This is a genomic window from Streptomyces sp. NPDC086835 (genome assembly GCF_044745705.1).
In the GTDB taxonomy this organism is placed as follows: Bacteria; Actinomycetota; Actinomycetes; order Streptomycetales; family Streptomycetaceae; genus Streptomyces.
In genome coordinates this window covers 264,777-286,118 of record NZ_JBIVAU010000009.1, presented here as the reverse complement: position 1 = coordinate 286,118, position 21,342 = coordinate 264,777, and the positions used below count along the sequence as shown (strand labels likewise).

21 protein-coding genes and 1 pseudogene are annotated in these 21,342 nt (G+C 70.6%); 8 read left to right on the top strand and 14 right to left on the bottom strand.

All coding sequences use genetic code 11. From position 1 onward, the window contains the following. The 4 genes and pseudogenes from ACIPJI_RS27355 to ACIPJI_RS27340 all read left to right on the top strand — a co-directional run. A partial coding sequence (locus tag ACIPJI_RS27355; RefSeq protein ID WP_402249440.1) for a hypothetical protein occupies positions 1-816 on the top strand: 816 nt, incomplete at its 5' end. Positions 817-901: 85 nt separating this feature from the next. Further along, positions 902-1,845 (top strand): annotated as a pseudogene (locus ACIPJI_RS27350) (nucleoside hydrolase). A 203-nt stretch (positions 1,846-2,048) separates the two neighbouring features. Next, the gene (locus ACIPJI_RS27345) at positions 2,049-2,753 is read left to right on the top strand and encodes a class F sortase (RefSeq protein WP_356620356.1); all 705 of its coding nucleotides are present in this window, start codon (positions 2,049-2,051) and stop codon (positions 2,751-2,753) included. A 105-nt stretch (positions 2,754-2,858) separates the two neighbouring features. Further along, positions 2,859-3,209 (top strand): PRC-barrel domain containing protein, encoded by a 351-nt coding sequence (locus ACIPJI_RS27340; protein WP_402249438.1) that lies wholly within the window; start codon positions 2,859-2,861, stop codon positions 3,207-3,209. A gap of 68 nt (positions 3,210-3,277) precedes the next feature. Here ACIPJI_RS27340 and ACIPJI_RS27335 read toward each other — a convergent pair whose 3' ends face one another. Next, the gene (locus tag ACIPJI_RS27335; protein WP_189469932.1) at positions 3,278-3,487 is read right to left on the bottom strand and encodes a DUF6381 family protein; all 210 of its coding nucleotides are present in this window, start codon (positions 3,485-3,487) and stop codon (positions 3,278-3,280) included. A 346-nt stretch (positions 3,488-3,833) separates the two neighbouring features. On the opposite strand from ACIPJI_RS27335, the gene ACIPJI_RS27330 reads away from it, so the two are divergent. Then, positions 3,834-4,298 (top strand): SSI family serine proteinase inhibitor, encoded by a 465-nt coding sequence (locus tag ACIPJI_RS27330; RefSeq protein ID WP_402249436.1) that lies wholly within the window; start codon positions 3,834-3,836, stop codon positions 4,296-4,298. Between the two features lie 31 nt (positions 4,299-4,329). On the opposite strand, the gene ACIPJI_RS27325 is transcribed toward ACIPJI_RS27330, so the two are convergent. From ACIPJI_RS27325 to ACIPJI_RS27305, 5 genes are all read right to left on the bottom strand, one after another. Continuing rightward, positions 4,330-4,488: a hypothetical protein gene (locus ACIPJI_RS27325; RefSeq protein WP_307705150.1), complete on the bottom strand. Its 159-nt coding sequence runs from the start codon at positions 4,486-4,488 to the stop codon at positions 4,330-4,332. Positions 4,489-4,579: 91 nt separating this feature from the next. After that, positions 4,580-5,530 (bottom strand): cytochrome c oxidase assembly protein, encoded by a 951-nt coding sequence (locus ACIPJI_RS27320; protein ID WP_307705149.1) that lies wholly within the window; start codon positions 5,528-5,530, stop codon positions 4,580-4,582. 141 nt (positions 5,531-5,671) lie between these two features. Beyond that, a complete protein-coding gene (locus ACIPJI_RS27315; RefSeq protein ID WP_159694232.1) occupies positions 5,672-6,697 on the bottom strand; it encodes a 6-phosphofructokinase in 1,026 nt (341 codons plus the stop codon). Between the two features lie 187 nt (positions 6,698-6,884). After that, complete coding sequence (locus ACIPJI_RS27310; protein WP_307705148.1) at positions 6,885-7,613, bottom strand: type 1 glutamine amidotransferase; 729 nt, start codon at positions 7,611-7,613, stop codon at positions 6,885-6,887. Between the two features lie 30 nt (positions 7,614-7,643). Continuing rightward, positions 7,644-8,882, bottom strand: coding sequence for a MurT ligase domain-containing protein (locus tag ACIPJI_RS27305; protein ID WP_189469923.1), 1,239 nt, complete (start codon positions 8,880-8,882; stop codon positions 7,644-7,646). Between the two features lie 126 nt (positions 8,883-9,008). Between ACIPJI_RS27305 and def the strand changes: the two genes are divergently transcribed. Continuing rightward, a complete protein-coding gene (gene def / locus ACIPJI_RS27300) occupies positions 9,009-9,590 on the top strand; it encodes a peptide deformylase (RefSeq protein WP_402249433.1) in 582 nt (193 codons plus the stop codon). A gap of 61 nt (positions 9,591-9,651) precedes the next feature. On the opposite strand, the gene ACIPJI_RS27295 is transcribed toward def, so the two are convergent. Next, a complete protein-coding gene (locus ACIPJI_RS27295; RefSeq protein WP_307705146.1) occupies positions 9,652-10,287 on the bottom strand; it encodes a TetR family transcriptional regulator in 636 nt (211 codons plus the stop codon). A gap of 165 nt (positions 10,288-10,452) precedes the next feature. On the opposite strand from ACIPJI_RS27295, the gene ACIPJI_RS27290 reads away from it, so the two are divergent. Further along, a complete protein-coding gene (locus ACIPJI_RS27290; protein WP_307705145.1) occupies positions 10,453-11,691 on the top strand; it encodes an acyl-CoA dehydrogenase family protein in 1,239 nt (412 codons plus the stop codon). A gap of 79 nt (positions 11,692-11,770) precedes the next feature. Here ACIPJI_RS27290 and ACIPJI_RS27285 read toward each other — a convergent pair whose 3' ends face one another. The 4 genes from ACIPJI_RS27285 to ACIPJI_RS27270 all read right to left on the bottom strand — a co-directional run bounded on the left by ACIPJI_RS27285 (position 11,771) and on the right by ACIPJI_RS27270 (position 16,190). After that, entirely contained in the window at positions 11,771-12,037 is a 267-nt protein-coding gene (locus ACIPJI_RS27285; RefSeq protein WP_356620360.1) for a hypothetical protein, read from the bottom strand. A 47-nt stretch (positions 12,038-12,084) separates the two neighbouring features. Next, entirely contained in the window at positions 12,085-12,570 is a 486-nt protein-coding gene (locus ACIPJI_RS27280) for a glutathione peroxidase (RefSeq protein WP_356620361.1), read from the bottom strand. A gap of 164 nt (positions 12,571-12,734) precedes the next feature. Further along, positions 12,735-13,601, bottom strand: coding sequence for an acyl-CoA thioesterase (locus ACIPJI_RS27275; protein WP_402249430.1), 867 nt, complete (start codon positions 13,599-13,601; stop codon positions 12,735-12,737). A 15-nt stretch (positions 13,602-13,616) separates the two neighbouring features. Beyond that, positions 13,617-16,190, bottom strand: a complete 2,574-nt coding sequence (locus tag ACIPJI_RS27270) for an RNA helicase (RefSeq protein ID WP_307705141.1) — start codon at positions 16,188-16,190, stop codon at positions 13,617-13,619. Between the two features lie 71 nt (positions 16,191-16,261). On the opposite strand from ACIPJI_RS27270, the gene ACIPJI_RS27265 reads away from it, so the two are divergent. Next, the gene (locus ACIPJI_RS27265) at positions 16,262-17,053 is read left to right on the top strand and encodes a metal-dependent hydrolase (protein ID WP_307705140.1); all 792 of its coding nucleotides are present in this window, start codon (positions 16,262-16,264) and stop codon (positions 17,051-17,053) included. A gap of 52 nt (positions 17,054-17,105) precedes the next feature. On the opposite strand, the gene ACIPJI_RS27260 is transcribed toward ACIPJI_RS27265, so the two are convergent. The 3 genes from ACIPJI_RS27260 to ACIPJI_RS27250 form a co-directional block, all read right to left on the bottom strand. Continuing rightward, on the bottom strand, positions 17,106-18,887 hold the full coding sequence (locus ACIPJI_RS27260) for an ABC transporter ATP-binding protein (protein WP_356620362.1): 1,782 nt from the start codon (positions 18,885-18,887) through the stop codon (positions 17,106-17,108). Beyond that, the gene (locus ACIPJI_RS27255; RefSeq protein ID WP_402249427.1) at positions 18,884-20,710 is read right to left on the bottom strand and encodes an ABC transporter transmembrane domain-containing protein; all 1,827 of its coding nucleotides are present in this window, start codon (positions 20,708-20,710) and stop codon (positions 18,884-18,886) included. Before ACIPJI_RS27255 ends, ACIPJI_RS27260 begins: the two co-directional genes overlap by 4 nt. Before the next feature lie 108 nt (positions 20,711-20,818). Continuing rightward, entirely contained in the window at positions 20,819-21,265 is a 447-nt protein-coding gene (locus tag ACIPJI_RS27250; RefSeq protein WP_189469902.1) for a MarR family winged helix-turn-helix transcriptional regulator, read from the bottom strand. Positions 21,266-21,342 lie beyond the last annotated feature (77 nt).

The following is a 21,342-nucleotide window of genomic DNA, read 5'->3' as shown; positions in this document are numbered from 1 at the left end:
GGTGGTGGCGCCCTCGCCTCGGTCGGCAGCGACGACTGGGACAAGGACAAGAAGGACGAGGACAAGAAGGACGAGGACAAGAAGGACGAGGACAAGCACAAGGACTACGACAAGGGCGACAAGCCGCACGGCGGCGTGCACACCGGCGGCGGCGCCCTCGCCTCGGTCGGGAACGACCACTGGGACAAGGACAAGGACAAGGACAAGGACAAGGACAAGGGTGACAAGCCGCACGGCGGCATGCGCACCGGTGGTGGCGCCCTCGCCTCGGTCGGCAGCGACGACTGGGACAAGGACAAGAAGGACGAGGACAAGAAGGACGAGGACAAGAAGGACGAGGACAAGAAGGACGAGGACAAGAAGGACGAGGAGAAGGACAAGGACTACGGCAAGGACTACGACAAGGGCGACAAGCCGCACGGTGGCGTGCACACCGGCGGTGGCGCCCTTGCGACCCTCACCAACGACGAGTGGGACAAGGACAAGAAGGACGAGGACAAGAAGGACGAGGACAAGCACAAGGACTACGACAAGGGTGACAAGCCGCACGGTGGCGTGCACACCGGCGGTGGCGCCCTTGCGACCCTCACCAACGACGAGTGGGACAAGGACAAGGACAAGTCCGACAAGGGTGACCACGAGAAGTCCGACAGCTGGAAGGGTGAGAAGCCCAGCGGCGGCATGCACACCGGCGGTGGTGGCCTGGCCTCCTCCGGCAGCGGCATGGCGGCGGGCAGCCTGCTCCTGCTGGGCGGCCTCGGCGCCGGTGCCTACATGCTGCGGCGCCGCAAGGCCGGTGGCGCCACCGCGGCCTGACCGGTTCCGCTCGCGGTGACATGTGCGGCCGCTGCCCCCGTCGGGGCAGCGGCCGCCTTTTCGACAGCAAGGTGGAGCCGTGCCCGTGACCGTCCCCGTCATCCTCGACTGCGATCCCGGACATGACGACGCCCTGGCCCTCATGCTCGCCGCCGGAGACCCGGCGGTCGAACTGCTGGCGATCACCACGGTCGCCGGGAACCAGACTCTGGAGAAGACGACCCTCAACGCCCTCCGCGTCTGCACCGTGGCAGGGCTCACAGGTGTGCCCGTCGCGGCCGGCTGTGCGCGGCCGCTCGTCCAGCCGCTCAGGGTCGGGGGTGACGTCCACGGCGAGTCGGGGCTGGACGGGCCGCGGTTCCCGGAACCGGCGATGGAGGCGTTGCCGGAACACGCGGTCGACCTCATGCACAAGGTCCTCTCCCGGCATCCCGAGCCGGTCACCCTCGTCCCGACCGGTCCGCTGACCAATGTGGCGCTGCTCCTGACACGTCATCCGGACAGTGCCCGGCACATCCGGGAGATCGTGCTGATGGGCGGCTCCATCGGCTCGGGAACACCACGCCGGCGGCCGAGTTCAACATCCTTGTCGACCCCGAAGCCGCCGACATCGTCCTCAGCAGCGGTCTCCCGGTGACCATGTGCGGCCTCGACGTCACCCATCAGGCGCTCGCCACGGCCGAGGTGCTGGCCCGGCTGGAGCGCCTCGACACCCGACTGGCCCACCTCTGCGTGGAGTTGATGACGTACTTCGGTTCGGCCTACCGCCGGCTGTGGGGGTTCGCCGCGCCTCCGTTGCACGATCCGGTCGCCGTGGCCCGGGTCATCGACCCGGACATCGTGCGGTGCGTCGAGGCGAACGTGGTCGTCGAGCTGCACGGGCGGTACACGCGTGGGGCGACCGTCGTGGATCTGCACAAGCACCTCGGCCGGCCCGTCAACGCTCTGGTCGCGGTCGAGCTGGATGCGGAGAAGTTCTGGGACCGGGTGATCGCGGCGGTCGAGACCCTCGGCCGGCGCGCCCCGTGACCGTCCGCGTCGGCCGAAGTCCTGACGACCGGTCAGCGTCCGCCGCAGCGCCGCCCCCCGCGCCGACGGGTGAACATACCGCCACGATCACTCGTCGGGGCCACAGCATCGCCCGGATGCCGCTGCTTCGGGTGGTGGGGCGCCGCGAACGGGCCGACCGTAATGACGTCGCCACTACTCCTCCCGGTGAAAGGTGTGCCCTCATGGCCCAGCAAGAGAATCCTAAGGAGCCGGCCGCCAAGCGTTCTCGCGGGCGCTCCCTGCTCTGGCCCTTGGCCGCTGTCGCACTCGGCATCGTGTTGATCTACAACTCCGTCGGCACGACGGAGGACGCCGAACCCGCCGCGGCGCCTCTCATCTCCGTGTCCGCGGCCCCCGGTGCGACTCCCAGCCCCGCTCCCAGTGCCGCCCCCAGCCCCTCGGCCAGTACCCGGCCGGGGCTCGCGCGCGCCGAACCGACGCGCCTGAAGATCCTTCCGATCGCTGTGGACGCTCCGTTCATGCCCCTGTCCATCGGCCCGTCCGGTCAGCTCGACGCACCGCCACAGGACGAAAGCAACCTCGTCGGCTGGTTCCGTGAGGGAGTGACACCGGGGGAGGCCGGAACGGCGATCGTCGCCGGGCACCTCGACACGAAGACCGGGCCCGGCGTTTTCATGAACCTCAGTTCGCTCAAACCGGGAAACCTGGTGGACGTGGTGCGGAAGGACGGTACGACCGTCACCTTCTCGGTCGACGACGTCGAGAGCTTCAGCAAGTCCGACTTCCCCGACGACCGGGTCTACGCGGACACTCCCGACCCACAGCTGCGGCTGATCACCTGCGGAGGCGAGTACGACAAGGAGGCGAAGGACTACAAGGAGAACGTGGTCGTCTTCGCCCACCTGGTCTCGTCCAAGAAGGCGTGACGACGCAGGTGGCGCGGCTCCCGTCCCCGGCTGCGGTGTCAGGCGGGGACGCACGGGTACCAGCGCGGTGTGCGGGGCCCAGCCCGCGCAGAGGAGGAGGCGACGATGGCAGGCGACATGTGGGGCTACCCCGAGACGGCGCAGTACGTGCCCGGGGCGCAGCTCGTCGGATACTCGGTCGAGGCGTCGGACGGGTCGATCGGCAAGGTCGACAAGCACACCGAGGAAGTGGGCCGCTCCTACCTTGTCGTCGACACGGGGCCGTGGATCCTCGGTAAGCGGGTCCTGGTGCCCGCCGGGCTGGTCTCGCAGATCGACACCGCGAGCGAAACCGTACGGCTGGGGTGCACCAAGGCCGAGGTCAAGGACTCGCCCGACTTCGAGAGCGGCAAGCACGAGAACGACGCCGACTACATCGAGCTGATCGAGCGCCATTACGCCAACCGGCACATGTGACCAGGCCGGCCGCGGCGGCGGACGGCCCGCAGGAGGCGCCGGTCAGTGCCCGCAGGTGGGCCCGCCGGTCACTGCGGGCCCTCCTCGTCCGGGTCGTCGAACTGCGCACCGGGCTCCCGGCGCAGCTCCGCCTCACTGCGCGCCCGCAGGCGCTCGGCGCGGTAGCGGAGCCGTTCCGACTGCTCGGGGTCGTCGGTGCGGCCGGCCTGCTGGAACAGCCGCTCGGCCTTGTCCCTGTCGTGTTCAGCGTGTACGCGATGGCTGTCCTGCTCGGCCATGACATCCTCCTGCGGTCCGCGCGGGGTCGTCCGTCGCGGTACGTACCTGACCAAGGGCCGAATTCCCTTGTCGGATCCAGACAAACCAGGATCATCCGGTAGTGGCGGACGCCGTCCATCATGGTGATCGGGAAGCGGCCCCGGGCGGTGGCGCGCACGGCCGATGGGGCGGCGTAGAAGTACGACCATGTGCTCGCCGGGTGTGGTGGTGCCGTACGGAGCAACCCGGCCACCCGTACGCGCCAGGGCGCGGCGTGGCGTGTTGCGCCCGCGGTGTCCGCAGAGTGCTCTATGCCTCGCCCAGCCCGCGCCGGCCGAGAGCCGGCTTCCCCGCCAGGAGCACCGGATGCACCGCAGCGCCGCCTTTGCCGCAGCCGCCCTACTCACCGCCGCCGCGGCCGTTCCCGCCGCGGCGTCGTCCGCTTCCCCCGTGCCCGACCGGCCCGGCACGGTCGCCGCCGCGGAGCTGCCCGAGCTGATCCCCGACGCGGCCCCGGCCGCCAAGCCGGCGCGCGGGCTGTTCCTGACCCTGTCGGGGTCGGAGAACACCTGGATCCGCGGCGTGCTGCTGCACTGCACTCCCGTGCCCGCCGGGCCTCATCCGGAGGCGGCGGCCGCGTGCGCCGCACTGGATGCCGCACGCGGTGACCTGGACCGGCTGTCGGGGGAGCGGCACCCGTGCACCAAGCAGTACGACCCGGTGACGGTCAGTGCCACCGGCGCGTGGCGCGGCAGGCCGACCGCCTGGCACAAGACCTTCGCCAACGCCTGCGAACTCGCGGTGGCGACCGGGGCCGTCTTCCGCTTCTGACCCGGCCCGTGAAGGGCGGGGCGTGACCGGCTCAGGTGCCCTTCGAGGCCACCACTGCGATCGTCACCGTCCCGAGCACCACCCAGGCGAACCAGAGCCAGCCGTTGCTGCCGAGAGCCGCCGTGTACGCCGTCGCGACCACCAGGGCCCCGACGGTCAGCACTCCCATGGCTTTCGTCGAACCGGACATGTGTGCCCTCCTTCGACGGCGGGGGCCGTCGAGGACAATCGTCGCCCCTGAGGAGGGCCCCGCGCTACCGGCCGGTGACGACTCGCACGCCTCAGTTGCCGCGTGTCCGGAGCGAGGCGAGGTAGGCGTTGTACGCCGCGAGCTCCTGGTCCCCGTCGCGGTCCGCCGCACGGTCCCTGCGCTTGGCCAGCCGCTGGTCGGAGCGGTACCACTGGAAGACCAGCGCGAGCAGCACCACCACGGACGGGATCTCACTGAACGCCCAGGCGATCCCGCCCGCCGCGTTCTGGTCGGAGAGCGCGTCGATGCCGAGCGAGGCCGGCGGATTGCGGTACGCCCCGATCATCGGCTCCGTCGCCATCATCAGCGCGATGCCGAAGAAGGCGTGGAAGGGCATACCGGCGAAGAGCTCCAGCATCCGCATCACATAACCGGGCCGGTGCGGCCCCGGGTCCACGCCCATGATCGGCCAGAAGAACACCAGACCGACGGCGAGGAAGTGCACCATCATCGCGATGTGCCCGGTCTTCGACCCCATCAGGAAGTCGAACAGCGGAGTGAAGTACAGCCCGTACAGGCTGGCGATGAAGAGCGGGATCGTGAAGACCGGATGCGTGACGATCCGCATGTAGCGGCTGTGCAGCAGCATCAGCAGCACCTCGCGCGGCCCCTTGCGGCCGCGGCCGGCGACGGGCAGCGCCCGCAGCGCCAGAGTGATCGGGGCGCCGAGCAGCAGGACGATCGGCGACAGCATGCTGATCACCATGTGCTGCACCATGTGCACGCTGAACATGACCATGCCGTAGTCATTCAGCTTGGTGCACATCATCAGCGCGATGCTCAGCACACCGACGGTGAACCAGACCGTCCGGCTCACCGGCCAGCTGTCGCCCCGCCGCCGCAGCCGTGCGACACCCCAGCCGTACAGGCCGAGCGCGAGGAGGCAGCCGACGAGGAAGAACACGTCCGGTGAGAACTCGAGGCCCCGCCCCAGCGTGAACGGCGGCAGATCCATCGTCGTGCCGTGCCCGCTGTGATCCATCTGTGCACTCCCGGAGGGCTTCCTGACCCGTACCGGTGATTCGTACGGGATGTCCGCTTGCTCGCACCAGAGTAGAACCGCCCCCGGTCACGGCTGCGACCGGGGGCGGTCCATGGGGATTCGGTGCGGCTCCCCGGCGGGTCAGAGGACCGTCTCGGCCTCTTCGTACCGCTCCACGGGCACCGTCTTCAGGGTCTCTGTGGCCTCCGCGAGGGGCACCATCGTGATGTCCGTGCCGCGCAGCGCCGTCATCATGCCGAACTCGCCGCGGTGCGCCGCCTCCACCGCGTGCCAGCCGAACCGGGTCGCGAGGACACGGTCGTAGGCGGTGGGGGTGCCACCGCGCTGGACGTGGCCGAGGATCACCGGACGGGCCTCCTTGCCGAGCCGCTCCTCCAGCTCGACGGAGAGCTGACGGGCCACGCCCGCGAACCGCTGGTGGCCGTAGATGTCCTTGCCGCCCTCGTCCCACGGCATCGAGCCCTCGCGGGGCTTCGCGCCCTCCGCGACGACCACGATGGCGAACCGCTTGCCCGCCTCGAAGCGCGCGCCGACCCGCTTGGTCAGCTCCTCGATGTCGAAGGGGCGCTCCGGCACCACGATCGCGTGCGCACCGGCCGCCATGCCGGAGTGCAGCGCGATCCAGCCGGTGTGCCGGCCCATGACCTCGACGATCAGGACGCGCTGGTGCGACTCGGCGGTGGTCTTCAGGCGGTCGAGCGCCTCCGTGGCGACGCCGACGGCCGTGTCGAAGCCGAAGGTGACATCGGTGGAGGAGATGTCGTTGTCGATCGTCTTGGGCACACCCACGATCGGCAGACCGCCCTCGGACAGCAGGCGGGCCGCCTTGAGGGTGCCCTCACCGCCGATCGGGATGATCGCGTCGAGGCCCAGATCGGCCACATGCCCCTTGGCCCGCTCCACGCCGTCACGCAGATGCGCGGGCTGGACCCGGGAGGAGCCGAGAATCGTGCCACCACGGGCCAGGATGCCGCCCACCGCGTCCAGGTCGAGCTTGCGGTAGTCGCACTCCAGGAGGCCCTTCCAGCCGTCGTGGAAGCCGATGACCTCGTCGCCGTGGTCGACGACGGCACGGTGCACGACGGAACGGATGACGGCGTTCAGACCGGGGCAGTCGCCGCCGGAGGTGAGCACACCAATGCGCATAGCCCGAAAACCTTTACAACGTGGGCCGACTCCCGGACCACGTCGTCCGGTTGGATCCCCGCCACCCTACCGGCGTGCGGGGGCAGGTCAGTAACGGGCGTCCGCCTGGTGGGACCGCGCCCACGGCCCCCTCGCTCAACTGAGCGAAGGGGCCGCAGGATGGGTGCTCGGGTGAGCGGAAGGAGCGTCAGGCGGGCTGGGTCGCGGCCGTGATCCGCTCCGCGCGCAGCGCCTCGTACCAGCGGTCGTCCGTGGGCGGAAGCGCGTTCACATCGAGGGCCAGCTTCAGCAGCAGGTCCGCGATCTGCGGGTTGCGGGCCATCACCGGGCCGTGCATGTACGTGCCGAAGACGGTGTCGTTGTACGCCCCCTCAGTGCCGTCGCCGGTGCCGTTGCCCCGGCCGAGCACGGTCCGGGCGAACGGGCGCGCCGTCGGGCCGAGATGCGTGATGCCCTGGTGGTTCTCGAAGCCGGTCAGCTGCGGCAGGCCCAACTGCGGATCGATGTCCGCCAGTACGTCGCCGACACAGCGCTCGCCCTCGCCGCGGGTGGACACCACGTCGATCAGGCCGAGGCCCGGCTCGCGCTCGCCGAGGTCGTTGATGAACTCGTGGCCGAGGATCTGGTAGCCGGCGCAGACCGAGAAGATGATGGCGCCGTTCGACGCCGCCCGGCTCAGGCCGCCGTCGCGGCGCAGCCGCTCGGCCGCCAGCCGCTGCGGACGGTCCTCACCGCCGCCGATCAGATAGATGTCGCCGGAGGTGGGCACCGGCTGGTCGCTGCGTACGTCGATGCGCATCACGTCGAGACCGCGCTGCCGGGCCCGGCGTTCCACCACGAGGGCGTTGCCCTGGTCGCCGTAGGTGCTGAGCAGATCCGGGTAGACCCACACCAGACGCAGGCTGCTGTCACTCATTCTCATACGTCCTCTCCGTCCGTCCACCGGTCAGTTGCCGACACGACGGCGTACGTCCTGGAAGGCTGTGTAGTTGGCGATCAGCTCGATCCTGCCGGGCGGGGCGCTCTGCACCGCCTCGTCGACCGACTCGCACACCCGGAAGTCCAGGCCCGCCACTTCCAGCCGCACCGCGAGGTCCAGCCTGCGGTCGCCGATCACGAAGATCGGGTGGCCGGCGAGACGGGTGTAGTCGACGTCCCACAGCCAGGAGGTGTCCGTGCCGTCCGCGCCGCGGGCGTTGACGGAGAGGATCACCGGCGTCGGCGGCGGGTCGATCAGCGAGAACGTCTCGAGCCAGCCGGCCGGGTTCTTCGCCAGCAGCAGCCGGACGTCACGGCCGAGGAAGGAGACGACGTCGTACCGGCCGGCCACGGCCTGCACCTGGTACATGCGCTCCAGGGCCACCTGCGGCGGCACACCGAAGCAGGCGGCGACGGCGGCGGAGGTGGCGGCGTTGGCCTTGTTCGCGCGACCGGGCAGCTGGAGGTGGATCGGCCAGGCGGAGCCGTGCGGGTCGATGACGTGGTCGCCGCTGAGCACCCAGCTCGGTGCCGGACGGCGGAAACCGCACTCGCCGCAGAACCAGTCGTCGCCAGGGCGCTGCATCACACCGCCGCAGGACGGGCACGACCAGGCGTCGTCCTTCCACTCCTGGCCGGCGGCGACCCACACGACATTGGGGGAGGAGGAGGCCGCCCACACGACCAGCGGGTCGTCCGCGTTGGCGATGACCATCGCCTTCGAACCGGCAAGACCCTCACGCCACTTCTCGGCCAGCATCCTGGTCTCCGCCGCGCGGTCCAGCTGGTCGCGCGACAGGTTCAGCAGCGCGATGGCCTTGGGCGTCACATCCCTCGCCACACCGGCGAGGTACTTCTCGTCGACCTCGATCACACCGAAGCGGGCGTCAGAGCCGCCCGCCAGGGCCGAGGTGATACCCGCCGGCATGTTGGCGCCGAGCGCGTTGGAGACCACCGGGCCACTGGCCCGCAGCGCCTCCGCGATCAGCCTCGTGGTCGTGGTCTTGCCGTTGGTCGCAGAAACGAGGACCACGTCCAGGTGCTGCGCCAGCCTCCCCAGCAGATCGGGGTCGAGCTTGAGCGCCACCCGGCCGCCGATCACCGATCCGCTGCCGCGCCCGGCGGCGCGGGACACCGCTGCTGCGGCCTTGCCCGCCGTCACGGCCAGCTTGGCTCGCGGCGTCAGGGGCTCCGAGTTGCCTGACATCGTCCTTGATCCTCCTTGCATCGGTCGGGACTCAGCCTATCCAGCTCCGGTCGGCCGCCCGCACCGCGGCACCGTCGGAAAAGGTGGAGGTCACGGGTGAACGGGCGGGAACGTACGCTGGGCGCCATGCGAAACCGGCCGATCCCCGGCAGTACCGGACGCGTGAGGCCCATGAGCCTGCTCGCGGATCCGGTCCTGCACACACCCTGCGAGACCGTGACCGACTTCGGCCCCGACCTGAGGGAACTCGTCGAGGACCTCTTCGCGACGATGTACGCGGCCCAGGGTGTCGGCCTCGCCGCGAACCAGGTCGGTGTCGCGTCGAGGGTCTTCGTGTACGACTGCCCCGACGACGAGGACGTCCGCCACCTCGGACACATCGTCAACCCCCGCCTCGTGGAGGCGGACGGCGTCACGATCCGCGGCCCGGAAGGCTGTCTCTCGCTGCCCGGCCTGGAGGCGGGCACGGAACGCTTCGACCGCGCGGTGGTCGAGGGCGTGACGTGGGAGGGGGAACCGGTACGGGTGGAGGGGAGCGGGTTCTTCGCGCGCTGCCTGCAGCACGAGTGCGACCACCTGGAGGGGCTGGTGTACGCGGACCGGCTGTCTTCGTGGCGGCGGGCGAGGCTGGCGAGGGCGGTGCGGAGGGCGTCCTGGGGGACGCCGGAGCGGGTGGGGCGGGTGCGGGCCGGGACGCCGGGGGCGTAACGCCCGTGGCGCGGCGGGCGTTTTCCCCACCCCGCCCTTCGGGCCGGATGTGCCGGACCCGTCAGAAGCCCGGGCCGTCCGCGCGGTCCTGGACCTGGAAGAGGCGGCCGCACAGGAGGTCCGTCAGGCTGGCGACCAACTCCGCTCGTGAGCACGGTCGTTCGCCCAGCCACCAGTCGCCCGCCGCGTGCATCATGCCGACGATGCCGTGGCCCCACACCCGCGCCACCAGGTCTCCGCCGGGGCCCAGGTCGACACGGTCGGCGATGACCGTGCCGAGCTCCTCGCCGAGGCGCCGCAGCAGCGGCGCCGAGTGGCGGCCCACGTCGAAGCCGGCTTCCGAGGGCTGGTTGTCCTCCGCCGGGTGCATCAGGAAGCGGTACACCTGGGGCCGTGCCTCGATGGCCGCGAGGTACGTGTCGAGCGTGCCGGCGACCCGCTCCCTGCGGTCGACGTCCGCGTCCACCGCCACCTGAAGCGCTCGCAGCAGCGCGTCGGTGTGGCGCTTGGCCAGTGCGCGGTAGAGGCCGCCCTTGTCACCGAAGTGCCGGTAGAGGATGGGCTTGGTGATGCCCGCCTCCGCCGCGATGGCGTTCATGGATGCGTGGGGCCCGTCCCGGAGTACCACCCGGTCGGCGGCCTCGAGGAGTTCCCGGCGCCGCTGGTCGGCCGACCGCTGGTGTTGTGTGGTCTCCATGTGTTTCTCCCCGCCCGGACGATTGCGTGACGCTTGCGCAAAGTAACACCCTGCCGCAATGGTCACATGATCGGGCCATGGCTGGTTGACAGGGGCTACCGGTCGGTAACAGACTGCCGTTACCGCAGGTAACATGCAGGTTGGCGCAGTAGTTCTGGAGGGGACATGACCGAGTTCACGCTCGACCTCAACGAGGATCAGAAGCAGGTCCGTGACTGGCTCAACGGCTTCGCCAAGGACGTCATGCGACCCGCCGCCGCCGAGTGGGACGAGCGTGAGGAGACCCCTTGGCCCGTCATCCAGGAGGCGGCCAAGCTCGGAATCTACTCCCTCGACTTCTACGCCCAGCAGTTCTTCGACCCCACAGGCCTCGGCATCCCGATGGCGATGGAGGAGCTGTTCTGGGGCGATGCGGGCATCGCGCTCTCCATCGTCGGCACCGGGCTCGCCGCCGTGGGCGTCCTCGCCAACGGTACGGAGGAGCAGATCGGCACCTGGATCCCCCAGATGTACGGCGACGCGAGCGATGTGAAGGTCGCCGCCTTCTGCTCCTCGGAGCCGGACGCCGGCTCCGACGTCGGCTCCATGCGCACCCGCGCCGTCTACGACGAGGCGAAGGACGAGTGGGTGCTCAACGGCACCAAGACCTGGGCGACCAACGGCGGTATCGCCAATGTCCATGTCGTCGTCGCCGTGGTCGATCCCGAGCTCGGCTCGAAGGGCCATGCCTCGTTCATCGTCCCGCCGAACACGCCCGGTCTGTCCCAGGGGCAGAAGTTCAAGAAGCACGGCATCCGCGCCTCGCACACCGCGGAGGTCGTGCTCGAGGACGTCCGTGTTCCCGGCGGCTGCCTGCTCGGCGGCAAGGAGAAGCTGGACGAGCGGCTCGCCCGGGCCCGGGAGAAGGCCCGTACGGCAGGCGGTGCGGGCGGCGAGCGGGTGAAGAACGCGGCGATGGCCACCTTCGAGGCCTCCCGTCCCGCCGTCGGGGCCATGGCCGTCGGCACCGCCCGCGCCGCGTACGAGGTCGCGCTCGACTACGCGAAGACGCGGGAGCAGTTCGGCCGCCCGATCATCGACAACCAGGGCATCGCCTTCCAACTGGCCGACATGCGCACCCGGATCGACGCCGCCCGTCTGCTGGTGTGGCGCGCCTCGTGGATGGCGACCACCGGCAAGCCGTTCACCTCGGCGGAGGGCTCCATGTCGAAGCTGTTCGCCAGCGAGACCGCCAAGAAGGTCACCGCCCAGGCGGTCCAGATCCTCGGCGGCAACGGCTTCACCCGCGAGTATCCGGTGGAGCGCATGCACCGCGACGCGGCGATCTACACGATCTTCGAGGGCACCAGCGAGATCCAGCGACTGGTGATCGCCCGAACCCTGTCGGGCATGCCGATCCGCTGACCCGGCGCACACGCAGGAGGCTCCGGCTCCCCATCGGGAGCCGGAGCCTCCTGCGTGTGCGCACTTTTCGTGTCCCGCCTCAGCGCCGTGTCAGCTTCTCGATCAGCAACGAGGGCAGCAGCAGCACCACGAAACCGAGCTTGAACAGCACGGGCGAGACCACCACCCCCAGGACGATCCCGAGCACGAAGGATTCGTGCGGCATCTCATAGCCGATCAGCGGCAGCGTGCCGCCGACGAACGCCTCGTAGGCGGCCCAGACGCCCAGTGCCAGACCGAGCACCCCGCCGACGAAGCCGACGCCGACCGGCCATGCGGCATCGTCGTCCCTGCGTTTGTTCCCCACCGGATCCCCCCCCGGGAAAGCAGTAAGAACCGTCGCACCCTGCGACGTCAGGCAGACAGTACCGCCTCGACTGCCGCCAGCACCTCGGGCGACTCCGGCTCGGTACCGGGACGGAAACGGGTCACCTCGCCCTGCGGGGAGATCAGGAACTTCTCGAAGTTCCACTGGACGTCGCCGGCCTCGCCGTCGGCGTCCGCGACCTTCGTCAGCTCCGCGTACAGGGGGTGACGGCCTTCACCGTTCACGTCCGTCTTCTCCAGCATGGGGAAGGACACGCCGTACGTCGCCGAGCAGAACGTGGCGATCTCCTCCGAGCTGCCCGGCTCCTGGCCCCCGAACTGGTTGCACGGCACGCCCAGCACCGTGAAGCCCCGGTCGCCGTATTCCTTCTGCAGCCGCTCCAGGCCCGCGTACTGCGGGGTCAGCCCGCACTTGGAGGCCACATTCACCACCAGGACCGCCTGGTCCCGGTAGTCGCCGAGCGAGGTCGCCTCGCCGGACAGGGTGCGCAGCGGGATGTCGTACAGAGTCATCGAAGCTCCTCACAGGGTCGCCGACGGGCGGCCGGACGGCCGCACCGGTGGACGACCGATGAAAACACGGGTGCGCCCGTGACAGAGCACGGGCGTCACGTCGGACAACGCCGCCGGGCACGGCGATCTTCCCCGTACCGGGAGGACCGCGGCCCGGCGGTCGGCTACACCGGCCGGAACAGGCCCTCCTGCACCACCGACACCAGCAGCCGGCCCTCGCGGTCGTAGATCCGGCCACGGGCGAGCCCGCGGCCGCCCGTCGAGATCGGCGACTCCTGGTCGTAGAGGAACCACTCGTCGGCACGGAACGGCCGGTGGAACCACATCGCGTGGTCGAGCGACGCCATGTCGAAGCCCCGGCGTCCCCACAGAGGCTCCACCGGGATCCGCACCGCGTCCAGCAGCGTCATGTCGCTCGCGTACGTCAGCGCGCAGGTGTGCACCAGCGGATCGTCGCCCAGCGGGCCGACCGCGCGCATCCAGACCGCGCTGCGCGGGTCGGCGTCCTTGATCTCGGCCGCCGTCCAGCGCAGCCGGTCGACATAGCGGATGTCGAACGGCTGACGCCTGGCCATCCGCTCCAGCGCCTCCGGCAGCTCGCCCAGATGCTCCCGGATCTCGGTCACCACGGTGGGCAGCGACTCGGGCTCCGGGAAGTCGAGACGCGGCGGCAGCTGATGCTCGATGCTGCCCGGCTCGGGGCGGTGGAAGGACGCCGTCAGGTTGAAGATGGTGCGCCCCTCCTGCACGGCCGTGACCCGGCGGGTGGTGAACGAGCGGCCGTCCCGGACCCGTTCGACCTGGTACACGATCGGCACTCCGGGGCGTCCCGGCCGCAGGAAGTACGCGTGCAGCGAATGGACCGGACGGTCGCCGTCCGTGGTCCTGCCCGCGGCGACCAGGGCCTGACCGGCCACCTGCCCGCCGAAGACGCGCTGCAGGGACTCGTTCGGGCTGAGTCCCCGGAAGATGTTGACCTCGATCCGTTCCAGATCGAGCAGATCGACCAGACGCTCGGCCGGATTCGTCATCCTCAGTTCTCCCTGTCAGAGCCGGCCGACGGACGTGACCCGCACGACCGCCCGGCCCTCCTCGTCGGAGGCCGCCAGATCGACCTCCGCGCTGATACCCCAGTCATGGTCGCCGTTCGGGTCGGCGAAGGTCTGCCGTACGCGCCACAGGCCGTGCGGGGCGTCCTCCTCGATGGCCAGGAGCTTCGGACCGCGGGCGTCGGGGCCCGTGCCCAGGTCGTCGTACTCGTCCCAGTACCCGTCCATCGCCTCGCCCCAGGCGTCCGCGTCCCAGCCCGACTCGGCGTCCATCTCGCCCAGTTCACCGACCCGGTCCAGGGCGGCCAGCTCCACCCGGCGGAACATCGCGTTGCGCACGAGCACCCGGAACGCGCGGGCGTTCGCCGTGACCGGCTTGACCTGGTCGGCCTTCTCCTGCGCCTCCTCGGCCGTCTCCACCTCCGGATTGGCCAGCTGCTCCCACTCGTCCAGCAGGCTGGAGTCGACCTGGCGGACCATCTCGCCGAGCCAGGCGATCAGGTCCTCGAGGTCCTCCGTCTTCAGATCGTCCGGGATGGTGTGGTCGAGCGCCTTGTACGCGCTCGCCAGATAGCGCAGCACGATGCCCTCGGTGCGGGCCAGCTCGTACCAGGAGGTGAACTCGGTGAATGTCAGCGCCCGTTCGTACATGTCACGGATGACGGACTTCGGCGACACCGGATGGTCGCCGACCCAGGGGTGCGACTTCTTGTAGACGTTGTAGGCGTGCCACAGGAGCTCCTCCAGCGGCTTCGGGTACGAGATCTCCTGGAGTCGCTCCATGCGCTCCTCGTACTCGATGCCGTCCGCCTTCATCTTGCCGACGGCCTCACCGCGCGCCTTGTTCTGCATGGCGGCGAGGATCTGGCGCGGATCGTCCAGCGTCGACTCGACGACGGAGACCATGTCCAGTGCGTACGAAGGGGACTGGGGGTCGAGCAGGTCGAAGGCGGCGAGGGCGAACGTTGACAACGGCTGGTTGAGCGCGAAGTCCTGCTGGAGGTCGACGGTGAGCCGTACGGTGCGGCCCTCCGCGTCGGGGGTGTCCAGCTGTTCCACCACTCCGCCGTCGAGCAGCGAGCGGTAGATGGCGATGGCCCGGCGGATGTGACGCAGCTGGGCCTTGCGGGGCTCGTGGTTGTCCTCGAGCAGCCGGCGCATGGCCTCGAAGGCGTTGCCCGGCCGGGCGATCACCGAGAGAAGCATGATGTTGGTGACCCGGAAGCGGGAGGTCAGCGGCTCGGGCTCGGACGCGATCAGCTTCTCGAACGTGCTGTCCGACCAGGCGACGAAGCCCTCCGGAGCCTTCTTCCTGACCACCTTGCGGCGCTTCTTGGGGTCGTCGCCTGCCTTCGCGAGCGCCTTCTCGTTCTCGATGACGTGCTCGGGCGCCTGGGCGACCACCAGGCCCGCGGTGTCGAAGCCCGCACGGCCCGCACGCCCGGCGATCTGGTGGAACTCACGCGCCCGCAGTGTCCGCACCCGGCTGCCGTCGTACTTGGTGAGCGCGGTGAACAGCACCGTGCGGATGGGGACGTTGACGCCGACACCGAGCGTGTCGGTGCCGCAGATGACCTTCAGCAGGCCGGCCTGCGCCAGCTTCTCCACCAGCCGCCGGTACTTGGGCAGCATGCCCGCGTGATGCACACCGATGCCGTGCCGGACATAACGGGACAGGTTCTTGCCGAACTTGGTGGTGAACCGGAAACTGCCGATCAGATCGGCGATCTTGTCCTTCTCTTCACGCGAGCACATGTTGATGCTCATCAGCGACTGGGCGCGCTCCACGGCCTGCGCCTGGGTGAAGTGCACGATGTAGACCGGCGCCTGCTTCGTCTCCAGCAGCTCGGTCAGCGTCTCCGTGATCGGCGTCAGCCGGTACTCGTACGAGAGCGGCACGGGCCGGGTCGCCGACCGGACGACGGTGGTGGGGCGGCCGGTGCGGCGGGTCAGGTCCTTCTCGAACATCGAGACGTCACCGAGGGTCGCCGACATCAGGACGAACTGGGCCTGCGGCAGCTCCAGGATCGGGATCTGCCAGGCCCAGCCGCGGTCCTGCTCGGCATAGAAATGGAACTCGTCCATCACGACCTGGCCGACGTCGGCGTGCTTTCCGTCGCGCAGGGCGATCGAGGCCAGCACCTCCGCGGTGCAGCAGATGACCGGCGCGTCCGCGTTCACGGACGCGTCGCCGGTCAGCATGCCCACGTTCTCCGTGCCGAACAGCTTGCACAGGTCGAAGAACTTCTCCGAGACGAGGGCCTTGATCGGCGCGGTGTAGAAGGTGACCTGGTCGTTCGCCAGTGCCGCGAAGTGCGCCGCCGCCGCGACCAGGCTCTTCCCGGAGCCGGTCGGGGTCGAAAGGATCACGTTCGCCCCGGAGACCACCTCGATCAGCGCTTCCTCCTGAGCCGGATAGAGCGTGATGCCCTGGCCCTCCGCCCAGGAGGAGAAGGCTTCGTACAGGGCATCGGGGTCGGCGTCTGAAGGCAGCTGATCGATAAGGGTCACACCCCCATCTTGCCTGTCCCCGAGCCGGATCAGGGAACCGGCCGTGAGCGGCAAGATCATGACCGATACGCTGCCCTGTCAACTGGGGTCAGGCACAAGAGCGATGGGGCGACGATGGGGCGGGGACGCACATGATGGGACCGGCGCACTCTCTGTCCGGGGCGGCCGCTTGGCTGGGGGTGGGGGCGGCGACGGCCGCCATGGGCCACCCGATGCCGTGGCCCGTCCTCGTCGTCGGAGCGCTGATCTGCGCGGGCGCGGCGCTGGCGCCCGATCTGGATCACAAGGCGGCGACGATCTCGCGGGCCTTCGGGCCCGTGTCACGCGGGCTGTGCGAGATCGTCGACAAGCTGTCGTACGCCGTCTACAAGGCGACGCGGAAGCAGGGCGACAAGCGCAGGACGGGCGGGCACCGGACCCTGACGCACACCTGGCTGTGGGCGGTCCTCATCGGCGCGGGCGCCTCCGCGCTGGCGATCTTCGGCGGCCGGTGGGCCGTCCTCGCGATCCTGTTCGTCCACATGGTGCTGGCCGTGGAAGGCCTGCTGTGGCGGGCAGCCCGGGTCTCCAGCGACATCCTGGTCTGGCTGCTGGGCGCCACCAGCGCGTGGATCCTCGCGGGCGTCCTGGACAAGCCCGGCAACGGCGCGGACTGGCTGTTCACCGCGCCCGGCCAGGAGTACCTGTGGCTGGGCCTGCCGATCGTCCTCGGCGCCCTCGTCCACGACATCGGCGACGCCCTCACCGTCTCCGGCTGCCCGATCCTGTGGCCGATCCCTGTCGGCAACAAGCGCTGGTACGCGGTGGGCCCCCCGAAGCCGATGCGCTTCAGGGCCGGGAGCTGGGTCGAGCTGAAGGTGCTGATGCCGGCGTTCATGCTGCTGGGCGGCGTGGGCGGCGCCGCCGCGCTGAACTTCATCTGACGGGCCCGCCGGCCGGCCCCCGCGCGCTGCGGGCGGGGGCCGGGACGGGGGGCTATCCGTGCCAGGAGCGCCAGAGCGCCGCGTACGCGCCGTCTGCCGATACGAGCTCGTCGTGACTGCCGAGCTCGCTGATCCGGCCCTCCTCGACCACCGCGATCACGTCCGCGTCGTGCGCGGTGTGCAGCCGGTGCGCGATGGCGACGACCGTGCGGCCGTCCAGGACACGGGACAGGGAGCGCTCCAGGTGGCGGGCCGCCCGCGGGTCCAGCAGGGAGGTGGCCTCGTCCAGCACCAGCGTGTGCGGGTCCGCGAGGACGAGGCGGGCGAGCGCGATCTGCTGGGCCTGGGCCGGGGTCAGCGAGAGGCCGCCGGAGCCGACCTCGGTGTCCAGACCGTCGTCCAGCGCCCGCGCCCAGCCGTCCGCGTCCACCGCGCCGAGCGCGGCCCACAGCTCCGCGTCCCCGGCACTGGAGCGGGCGAGGAGCAGGTTGTCCCGCAGCGAGCCGACGAAGACGTGGTGCTCCTGGTTGACGAGCGCCACGTGCTCCCGCACCCGCTCGGCCGGCATGCCGGACAACTCCGCCGTGCCGAGCGTGACATGGCCGCTGCGCGGCGCGTAGATGCCCGCGAGCAGCCGGCCCAGGGTCGACTTGCCGGCGCCGGACGGGCCGACCAGCGCCATACGGGTGCCGGGCGGTACCTCCATCGAGACCTTGTGCAGCACGTCGACGCCCTCGCGGTATCCGAAGTGCACCTTGTCGGCGCGGACGTCCCGGCCCTCGGGCCGCAGCCGGTCGTCGCCCGCCTCCGGTTCGATCTCCCGCACGCCCACCAGCCGCGCCAGGGACACCTGAGCCACCTGGAGCTCGTCGTACCAGCGCAGGATCAGGTTCACCGGGTCGACCATCATCTGGGCGATCAGCGCGCCGGTGGTCAGCTGGCCGATCCCGATCCAGCCCTGCAGTACGAACACGCCGCCGATCATCAGCACGGAGGTGAGCACGGTCGCGTGGGTGAGGTTGATGACGGGAAAGAGGACGGACCGCAGGTAGAGGGTGTACCGCTCCCAGGACGTCCACTCCTTGATCCGCCGGTCGGAGAGCGCCACCCGGCGCGCCCCGAGCCGGTGCGACTCCACGGTGCGGCCGGCGTCGACGGTCTCCGCGAGCACGCCCGCCACGGCCGCGTACCCGGCGGCCTCCGAGCGGTACGCCGACGGCGCGCGCTTGAAGTACCAGCGGCAGCCGACGACCAGCAACGGCACCGCCACCAGCACGGCGGGCGCGAGCGGCGGCGCGGTCACGGTGAGCCCGCCGAGGAGCAGCACGATCCAGAAGACGCCGATCGTCAGCTGCGGCACGGCCTCACGCATGGCGTTGGCGAGGCGGTCGACGTCCGTGGTGATACGGGACAGCAGGTCGCCCGTCCCGGCGCGTTCGAGGACGCCCGGGGGGAGCCCGACGGAGCGGACGAGGAAGTCCTCGCGCAGATCGGCGAGCATCCGCTCGCCCAGCATCGCCCCGCGCAGCCGCACCAGCCGGACGAAGACCGCCTGGACGACAAGGGCGGCCGCGAACAGGGCGGCGGTGCGTTCCAGGTGCAGGTCGCGCGCTCCGTCCGCCGCCTTCTCCACGAGCGAACCGAGGAGCCACGGACCGGCCATCGAGGCGACGACGGCGACCGTGTTGACGGTGACGAGGAGCGCGAAGGCGCCGCGGTGCCGCCGCAGCAGCTCGCTCACGTACGCGCGCACGGTGGCCGGCGTGCCCACCGGCAGGGTGGTCGCCGAGCGGAGGGCCGCCGGGTCGTACTCCGGTGGCGCCAGGCCGATCATGCTGTCTCCTCGATGTCTTCGGTGCCGGCCTTGGTGAGCTGTGCCCCGACCGGGCCGCGCGGGGCGGCCACGAGGCGCTGCTCCGTGTCGGTCTCCCGGGTCACGACCGCGCGGTAGCGGGGCTCCGTGCGCAGCAGTTCGCGGTGCGCGCCGACCGCCACGACCTCGCCCTCGTGGACCAGGACGACCCGCTCGGCGCGGTCGAGCAGCAGCGGTGAGGACGTGAACAGGACCGTCGTGCGGCCCGCGCGGAGCGTGCGCACGCCGTCCGCGATCCGCGCCTCCGTGTGCGAGTCGACGGCCGACGTCGGCTCGTCGAGCACCAGCACCTCGGGGTCGGTGACCAGCGAACGCGCCAGCGCGAGCCGTTGCCGCTGACCGCCCGACAGCGAGCGCCCGCGTTCGGTGATGGGCGCGTTCATGGGGTCGTTGTCGAGGGACGCCTGCGCCAGCGCGTCGAGCACGTCGCCGCACTCCGCCGCGGCCAGCGCCCGCTCCGCGGCGACCTCCCCGGACGCCGGCACGTCGAGCAGTTCCGTGAGGGTGCCCGAGAGCAGCACCGGGTCCTTGTCCTGGACGAGCACCGCGCCGCGGGCCTCTTGGAGCGGCCGGCCGTCCAGCGCGACACCGCCGAGCAGCACGGAGGGCAGGCCGTCCGCTTCAGCCGGGTGGCCGCCGAGCCGTTCGGCGAGCTGTCCCGCCGCGTCCGGGTCGCCGCAGACGACGGCGGTGAGCGTCCCGGCCGGGGCGAGCAGGCCGGTGGCCGGGTCGTACAGATCGCCGGTCAGCTCGCGTGCGTCGTCCGCGGGGGTGGTGTCCTGCCGGGCGCTCCGCTCGAGTGACAGGACCCGGGCCGCGCGGCGCGCCGAGGGCCGGGAGAAGGAGTACGCCATGGCGATCTCCTCGAAGTGCCTGAGCGGGTAGCTCAGCAGCATCACCGCGCTGTACACGGTGACCAGTTCACCCACGGAGATCCGGCCGTCACCGACGAGCCCGAGGCCGTACCAGACGACCGAGATCAGCAGCAGGCCCGGCAGCAGCACCTGCACGGCGGAGATGGCCGACCACATCCGGGCGCTGCGGACGGCGGCGGTGCGGACCTCCTGAGAGGCGTGCCGGTAGCGCTTCAGGAAGAGCTTCTCGCCGCCGATGCCACGGAGGACCCGAAGGCCGGCGACCGTGTCGGAGGCGAGCTCCGTGGCGCGGCCCGCCTTCTCCCGCTGCACGTCCGCGAGACGGGTGGCCCGGGGGAGCAGCGGCAGGACGCCGAGGGCCAGTACCGGCACGCCGACGGCCACGAGGACGCCGAGGGCCGGCTGGTAGATCAGGAGGCCGACGCAGACCAGCACGACGGTGAGGGCGGCGGCGAGGAAACGCGAGACCGCTTCGACGAACCAGCCGATCTTCTCGACGTCGCCGGTGGACACGGCGACCACTTCACCGGCCGCGACCCGCCTGGTGAGCGCGGAGCCCAGTTCGGAGGTCTTGCGGATCAAAAGCTGCTGGACGCGCGCCGCGGCGGTGATCCAGTTGGTGACGGCCGTGCGGTGCAGCATGGTGTCGCCGACGGCGATGCAGACGGCGGAGACGGCGAGCAGCGCGCCCGCCACGGCGAGGGAGCTGCCGGACTTCTCCACGACCGCCTGGACAGCCCTGCCGACCCCGTAGGGAAGGGCCATGACGGACACGAAGTGCAGCATTCCCCAGGACAGCGAACGGAGTTGGCCGCGCAGTTGCCGGCGTCCGAGCCAGAGGAGGAATCTCGGCCCCGACCGGACGTCCGGCAGACCAGGATCGACATACGGAAGGTCGCGAATCTGCATGATGTCCCAGATCGTTCGGAAGGTCGGCACAGATCTGCCAGCCTCCCGCCCTGGGACAGGCGGCAGCAAACGATTTAATCCCGGCGCTCCGGGCTCGGTCCTGGTCGGTCAGCAGTGCGGTCCCGGGCTGTCGACCAGGGCGGACAGCAGGCCGGCGAGGGTTTCGCGCTGCTCCGTGGTGAGAGGGGCGAGCACGTCCTCCGCCGCCGCGCGGCGCGCGTCGCGCAGGGCGCGCAGCGTGGCGCGGCCCGTGTCGGTCAACTCGATCCGTGTGACACGGCGGTTGGCCGGGTCGGGCACCCGGCGGACCCGGCCGCCGGCCTCGAGTCCGTCGACCAGGCTCGTGACGGCGCGGGGGACCACCTCAAGACGCTCCGCCAGATCCGCCATACGGGGCGGTTCTTCGTAGTGCGCCACGGTGCGCAGCAGCCGTGACTGGGCGGGGGTGATCGCTATGTCCGCCGACTGGAGCTGGCGCTTCTGGCTGCGATGGAGCCGGCGGGTCAGCCGGAGCAGCTGCTCGGCGAGCAGGCCGTCGGCGTCAGGGGTGCTCATGCCGGGAACAATATCAGGACCTTGTTCATTGTGAGTATAGGTAACAATGAGCTAGGCTCTCGTATCGCATCCCTGCC